The organism is Globicatella sp. HMSC072A10, assembly GCF_001811625.1.
Classification (GTDB): domain Bacteria; phylum Bacillota; class Bacilli; order Lactobacillales; family Aerococcaceae; genus Globicatella; species Globicatella sanguinis.
Genome location: NZ_KV805784.1, coordinates 31,674 through 50,010 on the forward strand (window position 1 = coordinate 31,674; position 18,337 = coordinate 50,010).

Annotated in this window: 14 protein-coding genes; 2 read left to right on the forward strand and 12 right to left on the reverse strand. The window is 35.1% G+C overall.

Going from position 1 to position 18,337, the window contains the following annotated elements:
• Positions 1 to 512: 512 nt before the first annotated feature.
• Positions 513 to 2,309, reverse strand: coding sequence for an oligoendopeptidase F (gene pepF / locus HMPREF2811_RS08420; RefSeq protein ID WP_071408944.1), 1,797 nt, complete (start codon positions 2,307 to 2,309; stop codon positions 513 to 515).
• A 135-nt stretch (positions 2,310 to 2,444) separates the two neighbouring features.
• Here pepF and HMPREF2811_RS08425 point away from each other — a divergent pair, with 135 nt between their 5' ends.
• Positions 2,445 to 3,389, forward strand: a complete 945-nt coding sequence (locus HMPREF2811_RS08425; RefSeq protein WP_168164966.1) for a D-2-hydroxyacid dehydrogenase — start codon at positions 2,445 to 2,447, stop codon at positions 3,387 to 3,389.
• Positions 3,390 to 3,814: 425 nt separating this feature from the next.
• On the opposite strand, the gene HMPREF2811_RS08430 is transcribed toward HMPREF2811_RS08425, so the two are convergent.
• The 11 genes from HMPREF2811_RS08430 to HMPREF2811_RS08480 all read right to left on the reverse strand — a co-directional run bounded on the left by HMPREF2811_RS08430 (position 3,815) and on the right by HMPREF2811_RS08480 (position 17,309).
• Complete coding sequence (locus HMPREF2811_RS08430) at positions 3,815 to 5,125, reverse strand: alpha-glucosidase/alpha-galactosidase (RefSeq protein WP_071408946.1); 1,311 nt, start codon at positions 5,123 to 5,125, stop codon at positions 3,815 to 3,817.
• A 13-nt stretch (positions 5,126 to 5,138) separates the two neighbouring features.
• Positions 5,139 to 5,951 carry a carbohydrate ABC transporter permease gene (locus HMPREF2811_RS08435; protein WP_071408947.1) on the reverse strand — a complete coding sequence of 271 codons (813 nt, stop codon included), beginning with the start codon at positions 5,949 to 5,951 and terminating at the stop codon, positions 5,139 to 5,141.
• Positions 5,952 to 5,965: 14 nt separating this feature from the next.
• Positions 5,966 to 6,856, reverse strand: a complete 891-nt coding sequence (locus tag HMPREF2811_RS08440) for a carbohydrate ABC transporter permease (RefSeq protein WP_071408948.1) — start codon at positions 6,854 to 6,856, stop codon at positions 5,966 to 5,968.
• Between the two features lie 18 nt (positions 6,857 to 6,874).
• The gene (locus HMPREF2811_RS08445) at positions 6,875 to 8,158 is read right to left on the reverse strand and encodes an ABC transporter substrate-binding protein (protein ID WP_071408949.1); all 1,284 of its coding nucleotides are present in this window, start codon (positions 8,156 to 8,158) and stop codon (positions 6,875 to 6,877) included.
• A 276-nt stretch (positions 8,159 to 8,434) separates the two neighbouring features.
• Positions 8,435 to 9,334, reverse strand: coding sequence for an AraC family transcriptional regulator (locus HMPREF2811_RS08450; protein ID WP_071408950.1), 900 nt, complete (start codon positions 9,332 to 9,334; stop codon positions 8,435 to 8,437).
• A gap of 27 nt (positions 9,335 to 9,361) precedes the next feature.
• Positions 9,362 to 11,050 (reverse strand): alpha-amylase family protein, encoded by a 1,689-nt coding sequence (locus HMPREF2811_RS08455; protein WP_071408951.1) that lies wholly within the window; start codon positions 11,048 to 11,050, stop codon positions 9,362 to 9,364.
• Between the two features lie 4 nt (positions 11,051 to 11,054).
• A complete protein-coding gene (locus HMPREF2811_RS08460; RefSeq protein WP_071408952.1) occupies positions 11,055 to 11,981 on the reverse strand; it encodes an adenylyl-sulfate kinase in 927 nt (308 codons plus the stop codon).
• Between the two features lie 164 nt (positions 11,982 to 12,145).
• Complete coding sequence (locus HMPREF2811_RS08465) at positions 12,146 to 12,979, reverse strand: carbohydrate ABC transporter permease (protein ID WP_071408953.1); 834 nt, start codon at positions 12,977 to 12,979, stop codon at positions 12,146 to 12,148.
• Between the two features lie 15 nt (positions 12,980 to 12,994).
• Positions 12,995 to 13,864, reverse strand: a complete 870-nt coding sequence (locus tag HMPREF2811_RS08470; RefSeq protein WP_071408954.1) for a carbohydrate ABC transporter permease — start codon at positions 13,862 to 13,864, stop codon at positions 12,995 to 12,997.
• A 10-nt stretch (positions 13,865 to 13,874) separates the two neighbouring features.
• Positions 13,875 to 15,134 carry an extracellular solute-binding protein gene (locus HMPREF2811_RS08475; RefSeq protein ID WP_071408955.1) on the reverse strand — a complete coding sequence of 420 codons (1,260 nt, stop codon included), beginning with the start codon at positions 15,132 to 15,134 and terminating at the stop codon, positions 13,875 to 13,877.
• A 12-nt stretch (positions 15,135 to 15,146) separates the two neighbouring features.
• Positions 15,147 to 17,309 carry an alpha-galactosidase gene (locus HMPREF2811_RS08480; protein ID WP_071408956.1) on the reverse strand — a complete coding sequence of 721 codons (2,163 nt, stop codon included), beginning with the start codon at positions 17,307 to 17,309 and terminating at the stop codon, positions 15,147 to 15,149.
• Between the two features lie 127 nt (positions 17,310 to 17,436).
• Between HMPREF2811_RS08480 and HMPREF2811_RS08485 the strand changes: the two genes are divergently transcribed.
• On the forward strand, positions 17,437 to 18,309 hold the full coding sequence (locus HMPREF2811_RS08485) for an AraC family transcriptional regulator (RefSeq protein WP_246829836.1): 873 nt from the start codon (positions 17,437 to 17,439) through the stop codon (positions 18,307 to 18,309).
• Positions 18,310 to 18,337 lie beyond the last annotated feature (28 nt).

The window sequence follows — 18,337 nt, forward strand, 5'->3', positions numbered from 1 at the left end:
TATTAAATTAACGAACAATAAATCTTAACTATATTTATCAAGTTTAAGGCCAGCCTCTTTGACGAATCACTTCTAAAATCGTACAATAAATCACATGGTTTAGTTTAGTTTTTTATTAAAATTATTTTTATTTTACTCTGAATCAGTAAAATCGCTTATCTTTTTTAGTAACAAATTCTATTCTCAGCTATATTCAAAACTATTTCCAATGATTTTTTTAGCCAAATATAGCGTTCCTTTCATATCATTAGTTAGGTAGTTTCAAATGTTTGTCAACACTCCAACTTGAAATTAACTGAACCATTATAGGGTGGACAATCACTAGCAAATCGAATAGATTTCAACTCGTATACCCCCACCCTCGCATGTTGAATTAGCTTAAAACTCTTTTGCTAAGATACTGTTTTAAGTCTTTCAATTAATGCAATTTCAATATTTGGTTAACGATACAGTAAAAGACACTCCTTTTGAATTGACTATTTTATAGTCTTATTTTCGAGTGTCTTTCCCCATTATTTATTTAATTCTTTCGTATAGTTTTCTAATTGGTCGATTAAACGTCCGATATAGGCAATCGTTGATTTTAATGGTTGATCAGTCGATACATCGACATCGGCAGCTTTGGCTAATTCCAATGGTGATTTGGAACCACCCATTTGTAACACTTTAATCCATTGTTCAGCAGCAGCTGCTCCCTGTTGACGAATATTATTGGCTACTTGGGTCCCAATGGTTAAACCAGCGGAATAAGAGTATGAATACAGTCCCATATAATAATGAGGCTGACGCATCCAAGTAAGTTCTGCCCCTTCAGTTAATACGACACTATCACCCCAGAATTTTTCTAAGGTTTCTCGATAAATACGATTCAATGTTTCCGCATCAACACTCTTTCCTTGATCGACTAAACGATAGACTTCGCGTTGATAATACGCTTCTAATAAATGGGTCACGAAATTATGATAATAAGTTTTTCCTACCATTTGCGAGATAATCCAACGCTTCATTCTTATATCTTCACCTGCTACATCTAATAAATGATTTTCAACTAATAATTCATTAGCAGTAGATGGCGCTTCTACAAAGTACATAGAAGGACGAGCATTTAAGATATTTTGATAGCGATGCGCCATTTGAAAATGACCAGCATGACCTAACTCATGAGCCAGAGTCATCGTATCTGACATGTTTTCTGAAAAGAACATAAGGATAAACGAATTAGTACCATAAGGTGAATTACAAAACGCCCCAGTTCTCTTACCACGTGTTTCGGTGTAATCAATCCAACGATTATCAAATGCTTCACGCATAATCGCTAAATAATCTTCTCCTAGTTGAGCTAAGCCATCCAACACATACTGTTGCGCTTCCTGATAGGTTACATTGGGTGAGAAAGTTGAATCAATATCCAATTTTAAATCCTCATAATGAACTTCATCCAATTGGTAAATCTCACCAATCAACTGTGCATAACGACGCATATGAGGAGCTAACTCATCCATAATCACATCGATTTGACGGTTATATAAATCAACGGTCACATCTTGTCGTTCAAGTAAATAATCAATGACTGAATCATATCCACGTAAGGTAGCCATTGTTTTTTCCATTTGAACTTGGGCATTATAAACTGAGGCAGTAGAATGTTGATAACGACTTAAAGTATCAGAAAAGTTGCGAAAAGCTGCTCGTCTAAGATCAGTATCAGGAGTCGCTTCTTGACGCCCTTCAAAACTGTTATAGGTCATTTCATGTACTTGTCCATTCACTTCAAAATCAGGGAAATGTAAATCTTTGAATTTAATATCATTGTATCCTTGATATGGATAGTCAAGTGTGTTGGATAACGCCGCTAAGGTCGCTTCTGTTTCTGGCGATAATTGATGCGGTTTTTGTTTAATAATTTTAGTAATCGCTAATTGGTCTTCTGCATTTTTGGCCGCTTCTTTTAATATATCATCTGCAATGTTCGCCACTTCATTTTCAAAGAAAGACAATTGCGCCGATACATTCGCTAAAATACGGCTAGCATGACTATAGCGATTTTGTGCTTCTTTATCTAAAGTGTTCGCATTTACTGGCAAACTTGCATACGGAAGGATGCGTGCTCTTAATTCTAAAATCGCACGATAATGAGCAAAAGCAGCATTAACATCGGTAGCTGTTTGTATTTGACCTTGATACTGCTTAGCAAAGTTTTCGGTGTCCGTCACTAATTTGTTAAGTGCTTCCTCATAGCTTTTTTCATCTTTAAATAATGTGGTTAAGTCCCAAGTTTGTTCGATTGGGGCTGTCTCACGATTGATCATATACTTCCACCTCTCATAATTTTCTAATAAATATATTATAACCCTATAGTTAACCTTGTCAATTAATCGACTCTTTTGAATATTTACTTCACATACGCTAAAATGAAGAAAAGAAGTGTAATACAGGAGGTTTATATGAAAATTGCTGTTCTGCCTAAATTGAATGAGGCACAATTTAATTTATTACAGAGTAAAACTCAAGCCGAGTTGGTTGAAATCAATGAAGCTGAAATAACAGCTGAAGATTTAGCACAATTTGAAATCATCTTAGGCTGGAGTGATAAGATTGTAGACGCCCTCACTATAAATCATCATATTAAATGGATTCAACTGTGGATGGTCGGCGTCGATAGCATTCCCTTAGATAAATTAGCTGAACATGAAATTATAATTACGAACGCAAAAGGCGCGAACGCTCCCAATATTGCTCAACAAATTATTGGTTACTTAATTATGTTTACACGTCATCTCCATACATCAAGAGATTGTCAAATGAAACACCAATGGGAACGTCCAACTGATTATGGTGAACTGACAGGGAAAAGGGCTTTATCAGTAGGCACTGGTGAAATCGGTCAAACATTTGCTAGAATCGCTAAAGCGTTTGATATGACGATAGACGGAGTCAATCGTACCGGGCATGCTGTTGATTATTTCAACAATTGTTATGCCATATCAGAACTCGATTCATTACTTGGGCAGTACGATTATATTATCAATAGTCTTCCGCATACGCCGGCCACCGATAAATTATTTGCTGAAAATCAATTTAACGCAATGAGTAAAGAGGCTATTTTTATCAATGTCGGTCGCGGCAAATCAGTCGATGAAAAAGCAATGATACAAGCGCTCCAAAATAATGAGATAAAAGGTGCTGGCTTAGATGTCTTTGAAGTCGAACCTTTACCAACAGATAGCCCCTTATGGGACATGCCGAATGTCATTATTACGCCACACCGAGCTGGGATTAGTGACTTTTACAGTCCGCGAATCGTCGATATTTTCTTAGAAAACTTCCCACTTTATCAGCAAGGCAAGATGCCAACCGTTAATTTACTCGATTATCAAAGAGGGTATTAAATGTAAAATACTCTTCGTTAAGACGAATGTCTGTTAAATTAAACTTGAAATAAATTATGTAACAAGCAAATTGCGGTTAATCTTTCAGCAAAGTTTACAGAATCATCATTTTATTTTTTTAAACTATAATAAATAATAACACAAGGTCAATATCTCAATATGCGATACTGACCTTGTGTTTTTTATAACCGTAACAATATACCCGTTACTAATTACTTGCACTATCTTCTAAAACATATTAGGTTATTAACGGTAACATAACATTAATAGCAAAACATAAATTTACTTAATTTCTTCCTAACCTTGTCATTCAATAAATAAATAAGTTAATTCATTATATTTATAATTAGCATTTACCACATTTCATATGGGGTAGCAAACATAATTAAATTTTTAATAGTTGGCTACATCATTCTATCCCCTACTTAGTGATACTCCGGCAAATAATCTCCATGAGCTTCAATTAAGTCATCTACTAATGATTTTATTTCATCTAGGGACAACTCGCTAGCTAACCGCGGGTCTAAATAAGCTGCTTGATATATTTTCGATTTGTCTAATGTTAGAGCCGCTTCGACTGTTAGTTCCTGCACATTAATATTTGTACGATTTAACGCTGCTAACTGAGTCGGTAAATCTCCTACATATGTTGGTTGAATACCATTTTTATCTACTAAACATGGAACTTCAACACAACAATCTTCAGGTAAATTAGTAATAAGATTTTTATTTAACACATTTCCTGCTATAACTGTTGGATTACCCGTTACAATAGCGTCCATAATGTATGAAGCATATTCTCTACTTCTTTCATGAGTTAAGTCTCCATTATGAACAATTTCATCTCTCATTTCTTCCCAATCCGCAATTTGTTGTTCACAGCGACGTAAATACTCGTCAATTGGAATACCAAATCTATCAATTAATTCTGGATATTTTTCTTTAATAAAGTAAGGATGATACTCAGCATTATGTTCACTAGATTCAGTAATATAATATCCAAAGCGATCCATTAATTCAAATCGAACTGAATCACGATGTGGATTTGCTTTTTGTTTTGCTAATTTTTTAATAGTCGGGTAAAAATCTTCACCTTTATAATTAATTTCAAGTAAGAAGGCCATATGATTGATACCAGCAATTTTCCATTGGAATTCGTTTAAATCATATTCTTCGGCAATTCCTAAATGTTCAAACAATTCAGGAACACACACTTGTACACTGTGACATAAACCAACTGTTTTAATTTTAGTACCTTTTAACATCCCCATTGTCAACATCGCCATAGGATTAGTATAATTGAGTAACCAAGCGTTCGGACATACTTCTTCCATTTCTTTCGCAAATTCTAACATGACTGGCATCGTTCTCAGTGTTCTAAATATTCCACCGATCCCCATGGTATCGCCGATAGTTTGTTTTAAACCATATTTTTTCGGTATTTCAAAGTCGATTACAGTGGATGGTTTATAACCACCTACTTGAATAGCATTCACAACAAAGTCCGCGTCTCTTAACGCTTCTTTTCGGTCGTTATAACTTAAAATAGTCGCCCGATTATTGTTAGAATTTTTATTAATTGTTTTTAACATCATTTCTGACTCTTTTAAACGTGACTCATCTATATCATATAAAGCAATTTCTGCTTCACAAAGACTTGGTGTTAACATTGAATCACCTAAGACATTCTTAGCAAAAATCGTACTACCTGCACCAATAAATGTTATTTTAACCATAATTTATCTCCTTTTATTTTCCACCCGTTGTAACAATTCCTTCAACAAATTTCTTTTGGAATACAATAAAGATTACTAACATTGGCCATGTTGCTAATAATGCCCCCGCCATTAATTGAGGGAAATTTTTAGAATATTGACCATTCAAATTAGCTAACCCAGCTGATAATGTCATCTGATTAATAGATGTATTCGCGATTAATGGCCACATTAAATCTTTAAATGCAAATAATGCAGTGAATATCGCAAGTGCTACTAATCCAGATTTTACTAATGGCAACATAATTTTAAAAAATATCGTATATATGTTAGCACCATCAAGAAATGCTGCTTCTTCTAACTCATCTGGCAAACTCATAAAAAATTGTCTTAATAGAAAAGTACCAAAAGCACTTACGAAACCAGGCATAATTAGTGCTAGTGGCGTATCTAAAATATTTAATTTTTGCGCCAAAAGATATTGTGGTGTTAAGAACAACGAAGCAGGAATCATCATTTGAATTAGTACTATGGTAAAGAATAAGTTTTTTCCTGGAAACTCAAGTCTTGCACAAGCATAAGCAGCCATCGCAGAAAATAATACTGATCCAATTACTCTTCCAACTACCATAATAATAGTATTTAAATAAAATCTATTAAAAGGTAATAAATTCCACACATCAGAAAAGTTTTTAAATTGAAATTTTTCTGGAAAAATTACAGGTGGAATTTGAGTCGATTCAGTTAAAGTCATCCCTGATGTCAAAACCATCCATAAAAAGGGTAATACCATTATTAAACTACCTAATATTAAAATGATATGTATCCAAATCTTATTTTTCTTCATCCATATCCCCCTCTCTAGTAATTAACCCATTTTTTCTGTAATTTTAATTGAACAAAAGTTACACATAAAATAATAACTAATAAAACTACTACTATTGCTGCTCCGTATCCTTTATCATTTAACATGAAAGAATACTTGTAAAATAAATAAGCAAGCGATTGGGTTTTTATCATAGCCTCACTATATTCAGGTATCATCATAAAAATGGAATCAAACACTTGAAAAGAGCTAATTACTGTAGTTACCACAACGAAAAACAATGAAGGTGTAACTAACGGCAGTGTAATGTGCTTAAATTTTTTCCAAGCATTTCCGCCATCAATATCAGCTGCTTCATAGTAAGATTTCGGTATTTCCTGTAACCCTGCTAAAAGTAGCACCATATTATATCCTATTGCGCTCCATACACCGACTATAATAACAGAATAAATTGCTACATTAGGATCACTCAACCATGTTGGCCCAGTAATCCCAATTTTAGCCAATAAATTATTAATAATTCCGAAATTACTGTTAAACATCCATTTCCAAATCATCGCAACTGCCGATGGCGTTGCCACAACGGGCATAAAATATAAGGTTCGATAGAATGATAAGCCTTTAATTTTATTATTCAGCAAAACTGCAAAAAACAATGAAAAAATAATTATAAGTGGAATAGAAACTCCAGCATATTTTAATGTGTTTAACAGCGACTGAAACACTTCTCCGTCAGATAATATTTTCTTATAATTGCTTAAACCAGCCCATTTTGTTTTTCCAAATCCTGCTGATTTATGAAAACTTAAATAAACCGTCTGAATCGCAGGAAAGATATTTAAAAATAATAAACCGATTAGGGTTGGAAATATAAATATCCAACCCCAGAAAATATGATCCTTTCGATATTTTTTTGAAATTTTCATTTTTTCTTCCTTTAATTATTATTCTAGTTCTGATAAAATCTGATTTACTTTTTGCTCAATTTCAGCTGCCCCATCTTCTACTGATTTTTGACCAGAGAAGATAGAATTTAATACTTCTTTTTCAGCCGCTTCACAATTCGCTCCTAGTGGAGAGTATGGGCGTGGTACACCATAATCTAACATTTCATTAAATGCACTTAGATCCATTTCATTAATTGAATTTACATAATCTTCAGCAAATCCCTTCTTAGCAGGAATTGATGCACCTGTTTCAGCTTGAATTTTGTTAGCTTCATCACTTGCTAAAAATGCAATTAATTTTTTGGTTTCTTCTGGATGTTTAGTATTCGCACTTGCTGACCAAGCCAATCCATTAATAATTGTCGCTTGCGTTTGATCTTTAGGTAAAACTGCCACACCCGCATGTTCTTTGGTATATTCATTGTTCGCAAAATTTACTGTGTGCCAATTTCCTTCTATAATCATTGCTAGTTTCCCTGATTGAAATAATGCAATTTTATTAGTTTCTTGTAAGGTTGTTACATCCGGGGATACTTTGTGAACTTGTGATAAATCTGTGTAGAATTGTAAAGCTTTCTTTACTTCTTCTGAATTATATGCAGATTGTGTTCCATCTTCTGAATAAACTTGTCCTCCTGCTTGATAAATGAATGGCCAAAATCCAGTTTCATTTCCATTATCAGCCGCAAAACCGTAAATTCCTTTTTCAGGGTCAGTTAATTTTTTTGCGTTTTCAAGCAAATCTTCCCATGTCCAATCTGAATTTGGATATTCAAGGCCAGCCTCATCAAACATTGTTTTATTAAACCATAAACCAACTACCGAAGCATCTTTAGGAATTCCGTATACGCTTTCTTGATAAGTGTAAAAATCAGCAATACCTTCAGTAAAGCTTTCCATATCAATATTTTCCGATTCAATCACGGGATTTAAATCCATTAATATAGCATTCGACATATATTTATATGATTGTGCGGAATGCATCGTGACAACATCAGCCATATTACCACCCGTTGCTGCTGCTTCAAGTTTTACCCAATATTGATCCCAAGGGGTTGTTTCCATCTCAACTTTAATTCCTGGATTTTGCTTTTCAAATTCATCTAATACTTTCCTTAATCCTGCTGCTTGATCTGTATCCCAACTAGCATATTTTAATGTTACTTCTTCAGCAGCCTTGACTTGATTAGAAAAATTATTTACTAGACCGAATCCTAAAACTGAACTTGAAACTACAAACGATAAACTCGCTTTAACAAAAGTCGACAACATTTTTTTCATTTTTAGTTCCTCCTCTTTACTTATATATACATTTTATCGTATATTTTAACTTATGAAAGCGTTTATAGCGGTTTAAAATATACTTTTTGTGACTTTTTAACATATAAAAAGTGGATAGAAATAGAAAATCTTATGATTTTCATTATTTCTATCCACTCTAGCATAGTGATTAGGTATCAAATAAATTAGATATTGTTTAATAGGACTCCATTTTTATGATAAAAAATGAAGATGATTCTATTTTAAAATTTTTAATCAGTTGCTTATCAAACCTGTTTACTCAGTTAAAGGTAATCTATTAATTAACATAGAAAAATCTCTTGTCTGTTTATAAATTGAAGCCCTCCTGATACGTTCTTTCCTATATTGTAATGGGGTATAGGTAAATTTTTCTTTAAAATTTCTAATAAAAACATCTATATTAATAAATCCTACTATCAAAGAAATTTCAGTTATCGGTAAATCTGTAGATGTTAATAGCTCTGAAGCAGCGGTCAATCTAATATGATTTAAATATTGCTTTACAGTCAAGTGTGTATCTCTTTTAAACAATCTAGATAAATAACTTCTATCTACCCCCAAATCTTGACTAATTTGATTTACTGTTATTTGCTTAGGATAATTTTTTGTAATATATATCTGAGCTTCCAGTGTGATTGGATTCATTATTCTAGTTTTTTTGATATCTAATGCCACACTAAGTTGAATTAAATTGGATAAAAATTCTAAAACTATCGAGTTTAAAATTAGCTCATCTGAAACAGTATTAGTAGAATGATTAAAGGACTTTTTTATCAAATCGACAAAAGGTTTGGTAGATTTCAAAGTAAAAATCAAGCGACCATTTTTTAATAGCCCTGCTTCGGTCAGCATTTTTTTAACTAATTTTCCATTTAATGCTAACCAACAATATTTCCATGGACGGTCGGAAGAGGATTTATAAAAGGTAGAAACTCCGGGTTCAATAATAAATCCTTGATTAGCTCTCAATGTATAATGTTGGTTATGGACTAAATAATCCCCTTCACCTTCAAGGATTATATGGATCAGATAATCTTTCCTAATTGCAGGCCCAAAACTATGATTTGGTAATGTCTGAGATACACCTGAATATTGAAAATAAACATCATCAAAATAAGTAGTATTGATTCGTTGATTATCAGTAGAGTATTGCATAATATCACTCCTAAAAGATAATTACTCCTAGCCTTGATACTCAAAGACTGTTGTGCCATCAGCTGAAGTACCACGTACGATTAAGCTCGATGGTTGACTTAAATCCACTGTCATCAATGCTTTGGCTCCATTATATTGCCATTCGATTAAGAGATGATTGTCTTTCACATCATAGCGAATCGTTGCGTCCTCGTTGAAGGCTTCAAATTGGCTTCTGAATTTGATCAATTCCAGTTGATCTTTCACCACTTTTTTCATGAGGCCCGCTTCTATATCTTTCGCAGATAAATTAGTACGATTAATTTCTTTGTGGCCGCCCGCGCCTGCTTTAGCAACCGCTTCATGATTGTTTGTTCCAGCAAAAATATCTAAATACCAAATTTGTGGTTTTCCTGGCATAAAGAGTTGGATGGAACGGGCTAACATCATTTTGGCCTCATCTTCGCCTAATGCACTAAAGTAAGTTGCATTGACTTGATAATAAACATTCTTTTGGCCGTGAAGATTCTTCACATATCCGCCACGTCCAACGACAGTATCAATCAATTCTTGGATGCGAGTTTCTGGTAATAATCCTTTTAAGTCTAATAAAGGAATCCCATCATGACAGCCCAACATGTTGACGGTTTTTAAGTTTTTCGTTAAAATATCGTCCATCCATGTAGCCAAATGCTCAGCACTTTGGCTTTCAATGGTATCTAAAATTAAACCTGGTAAGAAGAAATCGTAAACTAAATAGCCTTCACTGCCAATCTTTTCATAAATTTTGGCTTCATAACTTTCATGAATTTCAGGTAATAAAGTCAAATGACGTTCCTGGGCTAATTGACTTACTTTATCCAATAATTCCCAAGTTCCAGGGTCATTTAAGAAATTGCGCTCCCCTACTTCTTTCGGGCCATAAGCAAAAGCATCCAAACGCACAATACTAGCTCCATAGGCTTTTAATTGGTCTAAGGTTTGCGCATAAAATTCCCAAACTAAGGGGGATTTGATGTTTAAATCCATTTGCCCTAAATATTCACAATGTGTTTCTAAATAGTCTTTAACGGGTGTTAAATACGCGTTCAAAGCTCCTAAGTCTAATTCAGATAATGGTGCATCCGCATCAAGATGGGCTTGTACTTTTTCATGAATACTTGCCGCTTGATCATATTGAATAGCCAATGCTTTCATCCATTGTTGCGTCGTTACTTGTGGGTACTTTTTTTCTTGATAAAAGGTATTCCAAAAAGTCAGTCGCTCATTATTTTTGGTTCTAATCGTTAAAATAGGTAAGCCTGGTTTACGGAAGAACATTTTGTTAGTAAATTCGGCAGCCGGTTGAATATACCCTCCTGCAGTCATTTCACCATGTCCTTGCCAAAATTTATTCCAATCGATAAAGAAATCATAGTAAGGTGAGTGACTGCCCTCTTCAACAATAGACTGAAATTGCGGTGATAAGACAGAAGCATGGTTCAAGATAAAGTCCAATTTAGTCTTTACACCTAAAGCTGCTAAAGATTGAAGGTCCTGTTCACTCACTAACGTTTGATTCAAGCCATAATCAATGACTGAAAAGCCACGGTCTAAATCAGAATGATAAAAGCTAGGAAGGATATAAACGGATTGAAACGCACCTTTTACTTCAGGACGCGCTAAAAAATCGACCGTCCCTTCTAATTTTTCAGCTAAACTATCTGGGTATACATTTAACATTGGTTGAATATTCATCGGTTTACGCTCCTTCAATTAATGATAAATATTGATCATAATCTAACACGACGCCATCTTTTGAAAAGATTAAATCGGCCATTGGACTTTGTTGATGTAATTTCTCTTGTTCAATACCTAAAACCATCGTAACAAAAGCACTGTCCGCATGACCATCACGGGCTCTTAATTTACGATAGGCCATTGTTTCTGCTGGGGTGCTATTTAAAAAGAGTCTAAAATCAATGCCTCTTAAATCGGCGTGATTCCCATGGGTCCACTCTAAAATCATTATTTTTTTATTTGCAAAATCGACTTGGTCATACCATAAAGCCTCTGGCGTACATCCCATTCGTTTTAACCAAATACGGTCATTGCCCTCTTTAAATTCTTTTAAGACTCGATTAATCGCCGGAATATTTAATTCCTTATCGGTTCCCAAATAGTCAGCTAAAGCTCTCTCTCCGGCTAAATGATAAGTTTGATACCAATCATATTGAGATAAATAGTCCAAACTGCCATCATTGAACACTTGATAAATATGTTCTAAAATTGCTTTTACATCCTCATTATAACGGCCTTCTTCGACCAAAGCTTTTTGGGCAGCATCTCGGTAAATTTGAACGCGTTCCGCATCATTGTATTCAGGGATACGATGAGGATAATTATCTCCCGATAAAATATAAGTACCGACACCTGCTTTTTCAAAATAAAATGCCAGAATAGATGCTAAGGTCGTTTTACCCGATCCAGATCCTCCACTAACTGAAATGATAATTTTATCTTGCGTTTCAAAATCAATCTTTGAGATTAATTCCTTATAAAGCGTTTGGGCTTTATCGAATGAATCCTCTGAGTAAAAGATTTTATCCCCCGGCATATCGCCTCGTGGCATCGGTTCTTCCATCACTGGAAAACCTTGTTCAATTAATGTTAACAATTGTTCTTTCATAAACTGACCTCCTCAATTTAAAATTTTTTATAACGTTTCATTTCTATTTTTATTATAGAAAAACTGGTGTTGTATTACAAACACCAGTTTTAATTTTTCAGACTTTTATATGGTTTAACCCTTATAATCTTGGAGATAAAACCTAGTCATGGTTTTTATCCCAATTATTTGACTGCTCCATTACTCATACCCGCAATAATATGTTTTTGGAAGACTAAGTAAACCAATGTGATGGTCACAATTCCCACGATATAAGAGGCAAAACTTGGTCCAAAATCATTGAAGTATTGTCCAGTATAATTATATTGGAATAGCGGTAAGGACCACATTCTAGAATCTTTATTCAAGATTAATAACGGTAACATAAAGTCATTCCAAAACCATAAAGCATTAATAATCATGGTGGTCGCATGCATCGGTTTTAACATCGGAAAAATAATTTTACGATATGTTGTGAGTTTATCCGCTCCATCAATCTCCGCTGCTTCATCCATACTTTCTGGTACACTCACTTTAATGTAGCCAACATATAAGAATAAAGTTTGTGGGATAGCATAAGTTAAATATAACAAAATTAAGCCCCACATATTGGCCATACCAATACGGTTCATCATCACGGTAATCGGGATCATGATGACTTGGAACGGTACAAAGATTCCTAAAATTAACAAACTATACATAATCGCAAAAGCTTTTCTTTTACTCATATTACGAGCAATCGAGAAGGCTGCTGCTGGAATAACTAACGTGACAGCCAATAGTGACATTACTGTAATAATGGTTGAGTTTAAGAAATAATCTTTAATACCATCCTTTAATAATGTCCGATAGTTATCTAAAATAAATGGTTTAGGCCAGCTAAAGAAATTATCGACGATATCTTTTGTGGTTTTAAATGAACTTAAAATGGTTACCAACAATGGAATAAGAATGAGAATTCCACCAATTATTAATAAGCCATATTGCCAAGTATTGCGTTTTGATGCTTCATTTTTCATTAGTGCTCACCCTTTCTATTGTACTTCATAACGTTTTGAGAGACGGATTTGTAAAATTGAAATCAATCCGATAATCACAAATAAAACTAAGGCAATCGCATTCGCATAACCATATTGATTACTCTTAAACGCATAATTATAAACTAACAACCCTAATGGCGTGGTGGCATCATTGGGTCCACCACCGGTTAAAGCAAAGATTTGATCAAAAGCGGTTAACCCTGCTTTTAAGGCCATAATAAACACCATCGTAATGCTTGGAATTAAATAAGGTAATTCAATCGACCAGAAAATATGTTTTTGATTCGCCCCATCAACACGGGCTGCTTCAATAATTTCTTGGGGAATACTTTGCAAACCAGATAAGAAAATAATAATCGGCATCGCTACACCTTGCCATAACATGACAAAGATAACCGCAAAAATCGCACCCCATTTAGTTCCTAAAAGACTGACTTGTAGCCACTCTATTCCTAAGGCAGTGCCAATTGCTGGTAAACCATAGTTAAAGACTTGTTTAAAAATTAATGAAACCGTCAAACCTGATAACACTGCCGGGAAGAAGAACCATGCTCTAAAGAAGGTTTGGCCTTTAATTTTGGAATTTAAGGCACGCGCCAATAAAATACCTAAGACAATTTCACCGGCAATTAAGGCTATCGTTAAAATAATCGTAAACCCAATCGCTGACATAAATTTTGTATCGCTCATTAAAATTTTGTAATTATTTAACCCCACAAATTCAAAATTATAGGTTAACCCCGTCCAGTTAGTTAAACTGTAGAAGGCACCTTGAATCATTGGGAAATAGAAAAATATAATTTGTAAGAGGATGGGAATTGCTAGAAAAGCCCAGCCCCAATATTTAGATAAAAACTTTTTCATTGTACTCCTCCTACTTTACATCGGCTTTCATTGGATTAAAGAAAGCATTTAAATCTTGTGCCATACGCTCTAAATCACCCGTCGTTAAATAATTGGTGGTTAAAGTATGATAATCATTTTCACTCGTCCAATTTTGTGCTAACCAAACAATATGTTTATCAGTAAAAGCATATTGTGCTAAACCAGCTAATTCAGAATCTTCTTTCATTTTAACGCCTTTAACCGTTACGGGTGAGCCATCGACATCATAATATTTTTGCATCGCTTCTGGTGTCGTCAAGTATTCGACAAATCGAAGTGCTTCTTCTCTATGTGGTGTCGTAGCAGAAATTGATAAGGCGAAGTCTCCCGAACCAATCGTTAAGCTTTCTCCGGGATTATTACCTGGGAATGGGAAGGTCGCTACTTCAAATTGAGGTTCTTGTTCGTTAATCATCGTCAATGCCCATGAACCATTAACGGTCATTAACGCATCTCCTCTAGCAAAGGTTGCTAAAGCATCGGTATAAGAGGCCCCTTGCCAGTTTTGTTGCATAGCCCCTGGACGTCTTAATAAATCTAAACGCTGAGCATCCGCTTTTAAAACCTCATCGTCGGCCGAGATTGAGTTAGGTTGAGAAAAACGTAAGTAATCATTCGCTTGTTGGAAACCACCCGTGACGGTCGCAATCGCTAATTGATGATAGCCATTTAAAGTCCAGCCTTCACTACCCGCAATCGCAAAAGGCACTTGGCCATCCGCAATCATTTGATCCACTAAAGCTTCAAACTCAGCCCATGTATCAGGCACTTCATATCCTAACTCTTTAAATTTAGTCGCATTATAATAAAAACCGTACATATTAGCACTAAGTGGTACATTATAAATACCACCTTCTACTTCATAATTTTCAGCATAACCCTCTTTTAAATTTTTCATAAAAGGTTGATTTTTGACATCTTCAAGATAGCCTGCTTTAGCCCATTCTTGTAATTCCAAACTTTGGGGGTAAGTATTCATCACATCTGGTAAGTCGCCTGCTAATACTCGCGTCTTCAACACATCCCCAGATGAAGGTACATCGACGACTTTGATTTTGATGTCTGGATTTTGCGCTTCAAAATCTTGCGCAATTTCTCTAATGGTATCGGTCATTTCCTTCTTTTGATTGAAGTATTCAATTTCAACCTTACCATCTTCTGTTAAGCCATCATCTTTTCCACACCCCACTAAGCTCAAACTCGCTAAACATAAGATGCCTGCTTTTAATAACTTACTTTTTCCTTTCATCTCATTCACTTCCTATTGTTTTATAAAATGGAGCTGTTTCGTTAAGAAATCTCCTTGAGGCAGCACCATTGTAAGACCTGCATACATTAACTCTGCTCCTGAATATACTGTATCACTATCTACTAATTGATACAAACTGTCCTCTTCGAGTCCGACTAATTTTAGCGTCGTTTCAATCGTTTCAATCGTTGATAAAATACGAACATAAGTGACCACCACTTGGTCTTGATAATTAAATTGAACCGCTGCTTCATTAGAATCTGCTTCAGGATTTATCAAGCGATATTGTTTCCCTAATTGAATAATCGGACGAATCTTTTTATAAGCTGCCACTTGTTCTTTAATAACGGCTTTATCTGTTGCTGAAAGACTTGTTAAGTCCAACTCATAACCTAAATTCCCCATCATCGAGACATGGCCTCGTGTTTCAATCGGTGTGGTTCTGCCCAATTGATGGTTTGGTGAAACAGACACATGCGCTCCCATTGAGATTGTTGGATATAAATACGATGAACCATGTTGAATTGGTAATCGTGCCATCGCATCCGTATCATCACTCGCCCAAACTTGTGGGAAATAGCGTAACATTCCTAAATCATTCCGTCCGCCACCACCTGAACAACTTTCAAATAAAATATTGTCATGTTTTTCTGTTAAGTAAGACACTAAGTCATACAACCCTAACATATAAGCATGGGATTGCGCTTTGGTCTCAAGATAAGTTGTTCCATTACCAATTTTCGTGATATTACGGTTCATATCCCATTTAACATAATCAATCTCATGATTGTCTAGTAATTGATCGATGGTCGTTTTTAAATATGCCACGACCTCTGGATTGGATAAATCTAAGACCAATTGATTACGTGAATAAGTATGGCTTCGGTTCGGTACTTGAATCGCCCAGTCTGGATGGTTGCGATATAAATCACTATCTTCAGAAATCATTTCCGGTTCAACCCAAATCCCGAATTTCAAACCACGTTGATGCACTTCATCAATGAGCTCTCTTAGGGTGCCCCCTAATTTTTCTTCATTGACCCACCAATCGCCTAATGCACGATTATCATCGAAACGATTGCCAAACCAACCATCGTCTAACACAAATAATTCGATACCTAATGCCGCTGCTTCATCGGCTAAGGCCAGTAATTTCTCACCATTGAAATCAAAATAAGTCGCTTCCCAATTATTAATTAAAATCGGTCTTAATTCGTGTGCAAAAGTTGCTGGAATAATATGATTTTGGACGAAACGACGCGATTCATGTGATAAAGCATTCAACCCGTTAGCACTATAGCTGAATAAGGCGACTGGTGTTTCAAATTGTTCACCTGGATTTAATTGCCAACTAAAATTATCATCATTTAGACCAATCGCCACTCGCACTTCATTTAACTGATTTTGTTCCACAAAGGTTTGGAAATTACCTGAATAGATGAGTTGTAGCGCATAGGCTTCACCGGCTTGTTCCGTTGTCTGACTATCCGCCAAAATTAATGCAGGCGTTTGACCATGTCCTGAGGCGCCACGATTCGACCCAACTTTGTAGAATCCTTGCGTGACCGGTTGACGACGAACAGTCTTCTCTCTGGCATACGCTCCTTGTAAAGTAATGACATCATACGCTTTAGCCGGCACATCGAACATTGCACTTAAAGCTCGATGTAACACAACAGGCTCTTCACCCTTATTTTCAAATACTTGATGCACTAAAATCGTGTCTTCATTTGCTGAAGCTGTATAGATTAATTTTAAGCTTACTTGCGCAACCTCGTCTACTAAATTGAAAATAATCGACTCTGCATCATTGAAAGAGTGAACGGTTGGTAATGTTGAAAGTGCCACATTACCTTTCACTATTTCGTAGTCCGCTAATTTAAAATCTGTCACTTCATTTTGATGATGTTGCACTTTTAAAGAAGGTTGGCGGAAATCACCCAAACCATGTTGCCCAATCACCTGACGCTGAGTATCAAAACTAAAAGTACGATTATGCGGTTCCGGGTTTCCTGAAAAAGCATGATCTTTTTCAAAGACTGCATTTGAATGATGATATTGGTTTACCCGACGGCCTATATGTCTTAATAATAAATACCCATTAATATTTTCAATAATAATAGATGTGTTTTTGCCATGAATATAAAATAATGTTTCTTCCACTTGAACGCTCATCGTTTAGCCTCCTAATTGTTGTTAACACTATCATATCGTTTGTATTCGTTTTCTAAAATAGAATTATGTTAGGTTGCGATATGGAATAATGTTAGGTATAATTTAATGTGGTTAGGAGGGGTTACGAGTGTTAAATAAGAAGATTGAAGGTGGTAGGCTCGTTTATTATGAATTGCATCAAGGTTCAGTCGATTTAATGATGGACTTTTGCGGATATGAAAAATGTCCACCTAAATATGGTTTTGGCCCCGCCATTCGTGATAATTATGTACTCCATTATATTGAAGAAGGTAAAGGCCAATTTATCTATAATGGCAAAACCTATCATTTAAAAGCTGGCGACTTATTTTTATTGAAAGAAAATGAATTATTATATTATGAAGCCGATATTAATGAGCCGTGGTCTTATTATTGGTTGGGGCTTAGTGGCACCAAAGTTGCGGATTATTTTAAGTTGTCGACTTTAATGCAAGAGGGTTATGCTATTGCGAAGGAATTCGAAAATACCCAATTAATTGGCGAAACAATTAAATTTATCGTTACCCAGAATATTACTAAAGATTATTATTCGATTGAAACTTTACAAATTTTATCCAAAATCTATGAAGTGTTATATTTAATCGCCCATCAATTTCCACTGAAAGAAACTGCTAAACAAAAATCAACTCAGCAATTATATTTTGAAGCGAGAACGATCATGGATAAACAATACAGCAATGAAACATTAAATGTTAACTATATCGCTGAATTATTAGGAGTCAACCGCAGTTATCTTTCCACTATTTTTAAAGAATACGAGCAAATGACACCGAAAGATTATTTAACGAAAGTGCGCATGAACAGAGCCAAACAACTCTTAGAAAGTTCTGACTTAACCGTCAAAATCGTCGCCCTCTCTGTCGGTTACGCTGATCCCCTCTACTTTTCAAAATCATTCAAAAAATACTACGGCTATAATCCTAGTGAAGTGGAGAAAGTCACCCAGAATACAGAAATATAATCGAGTAGGAGACTAATCATTAGTTGAT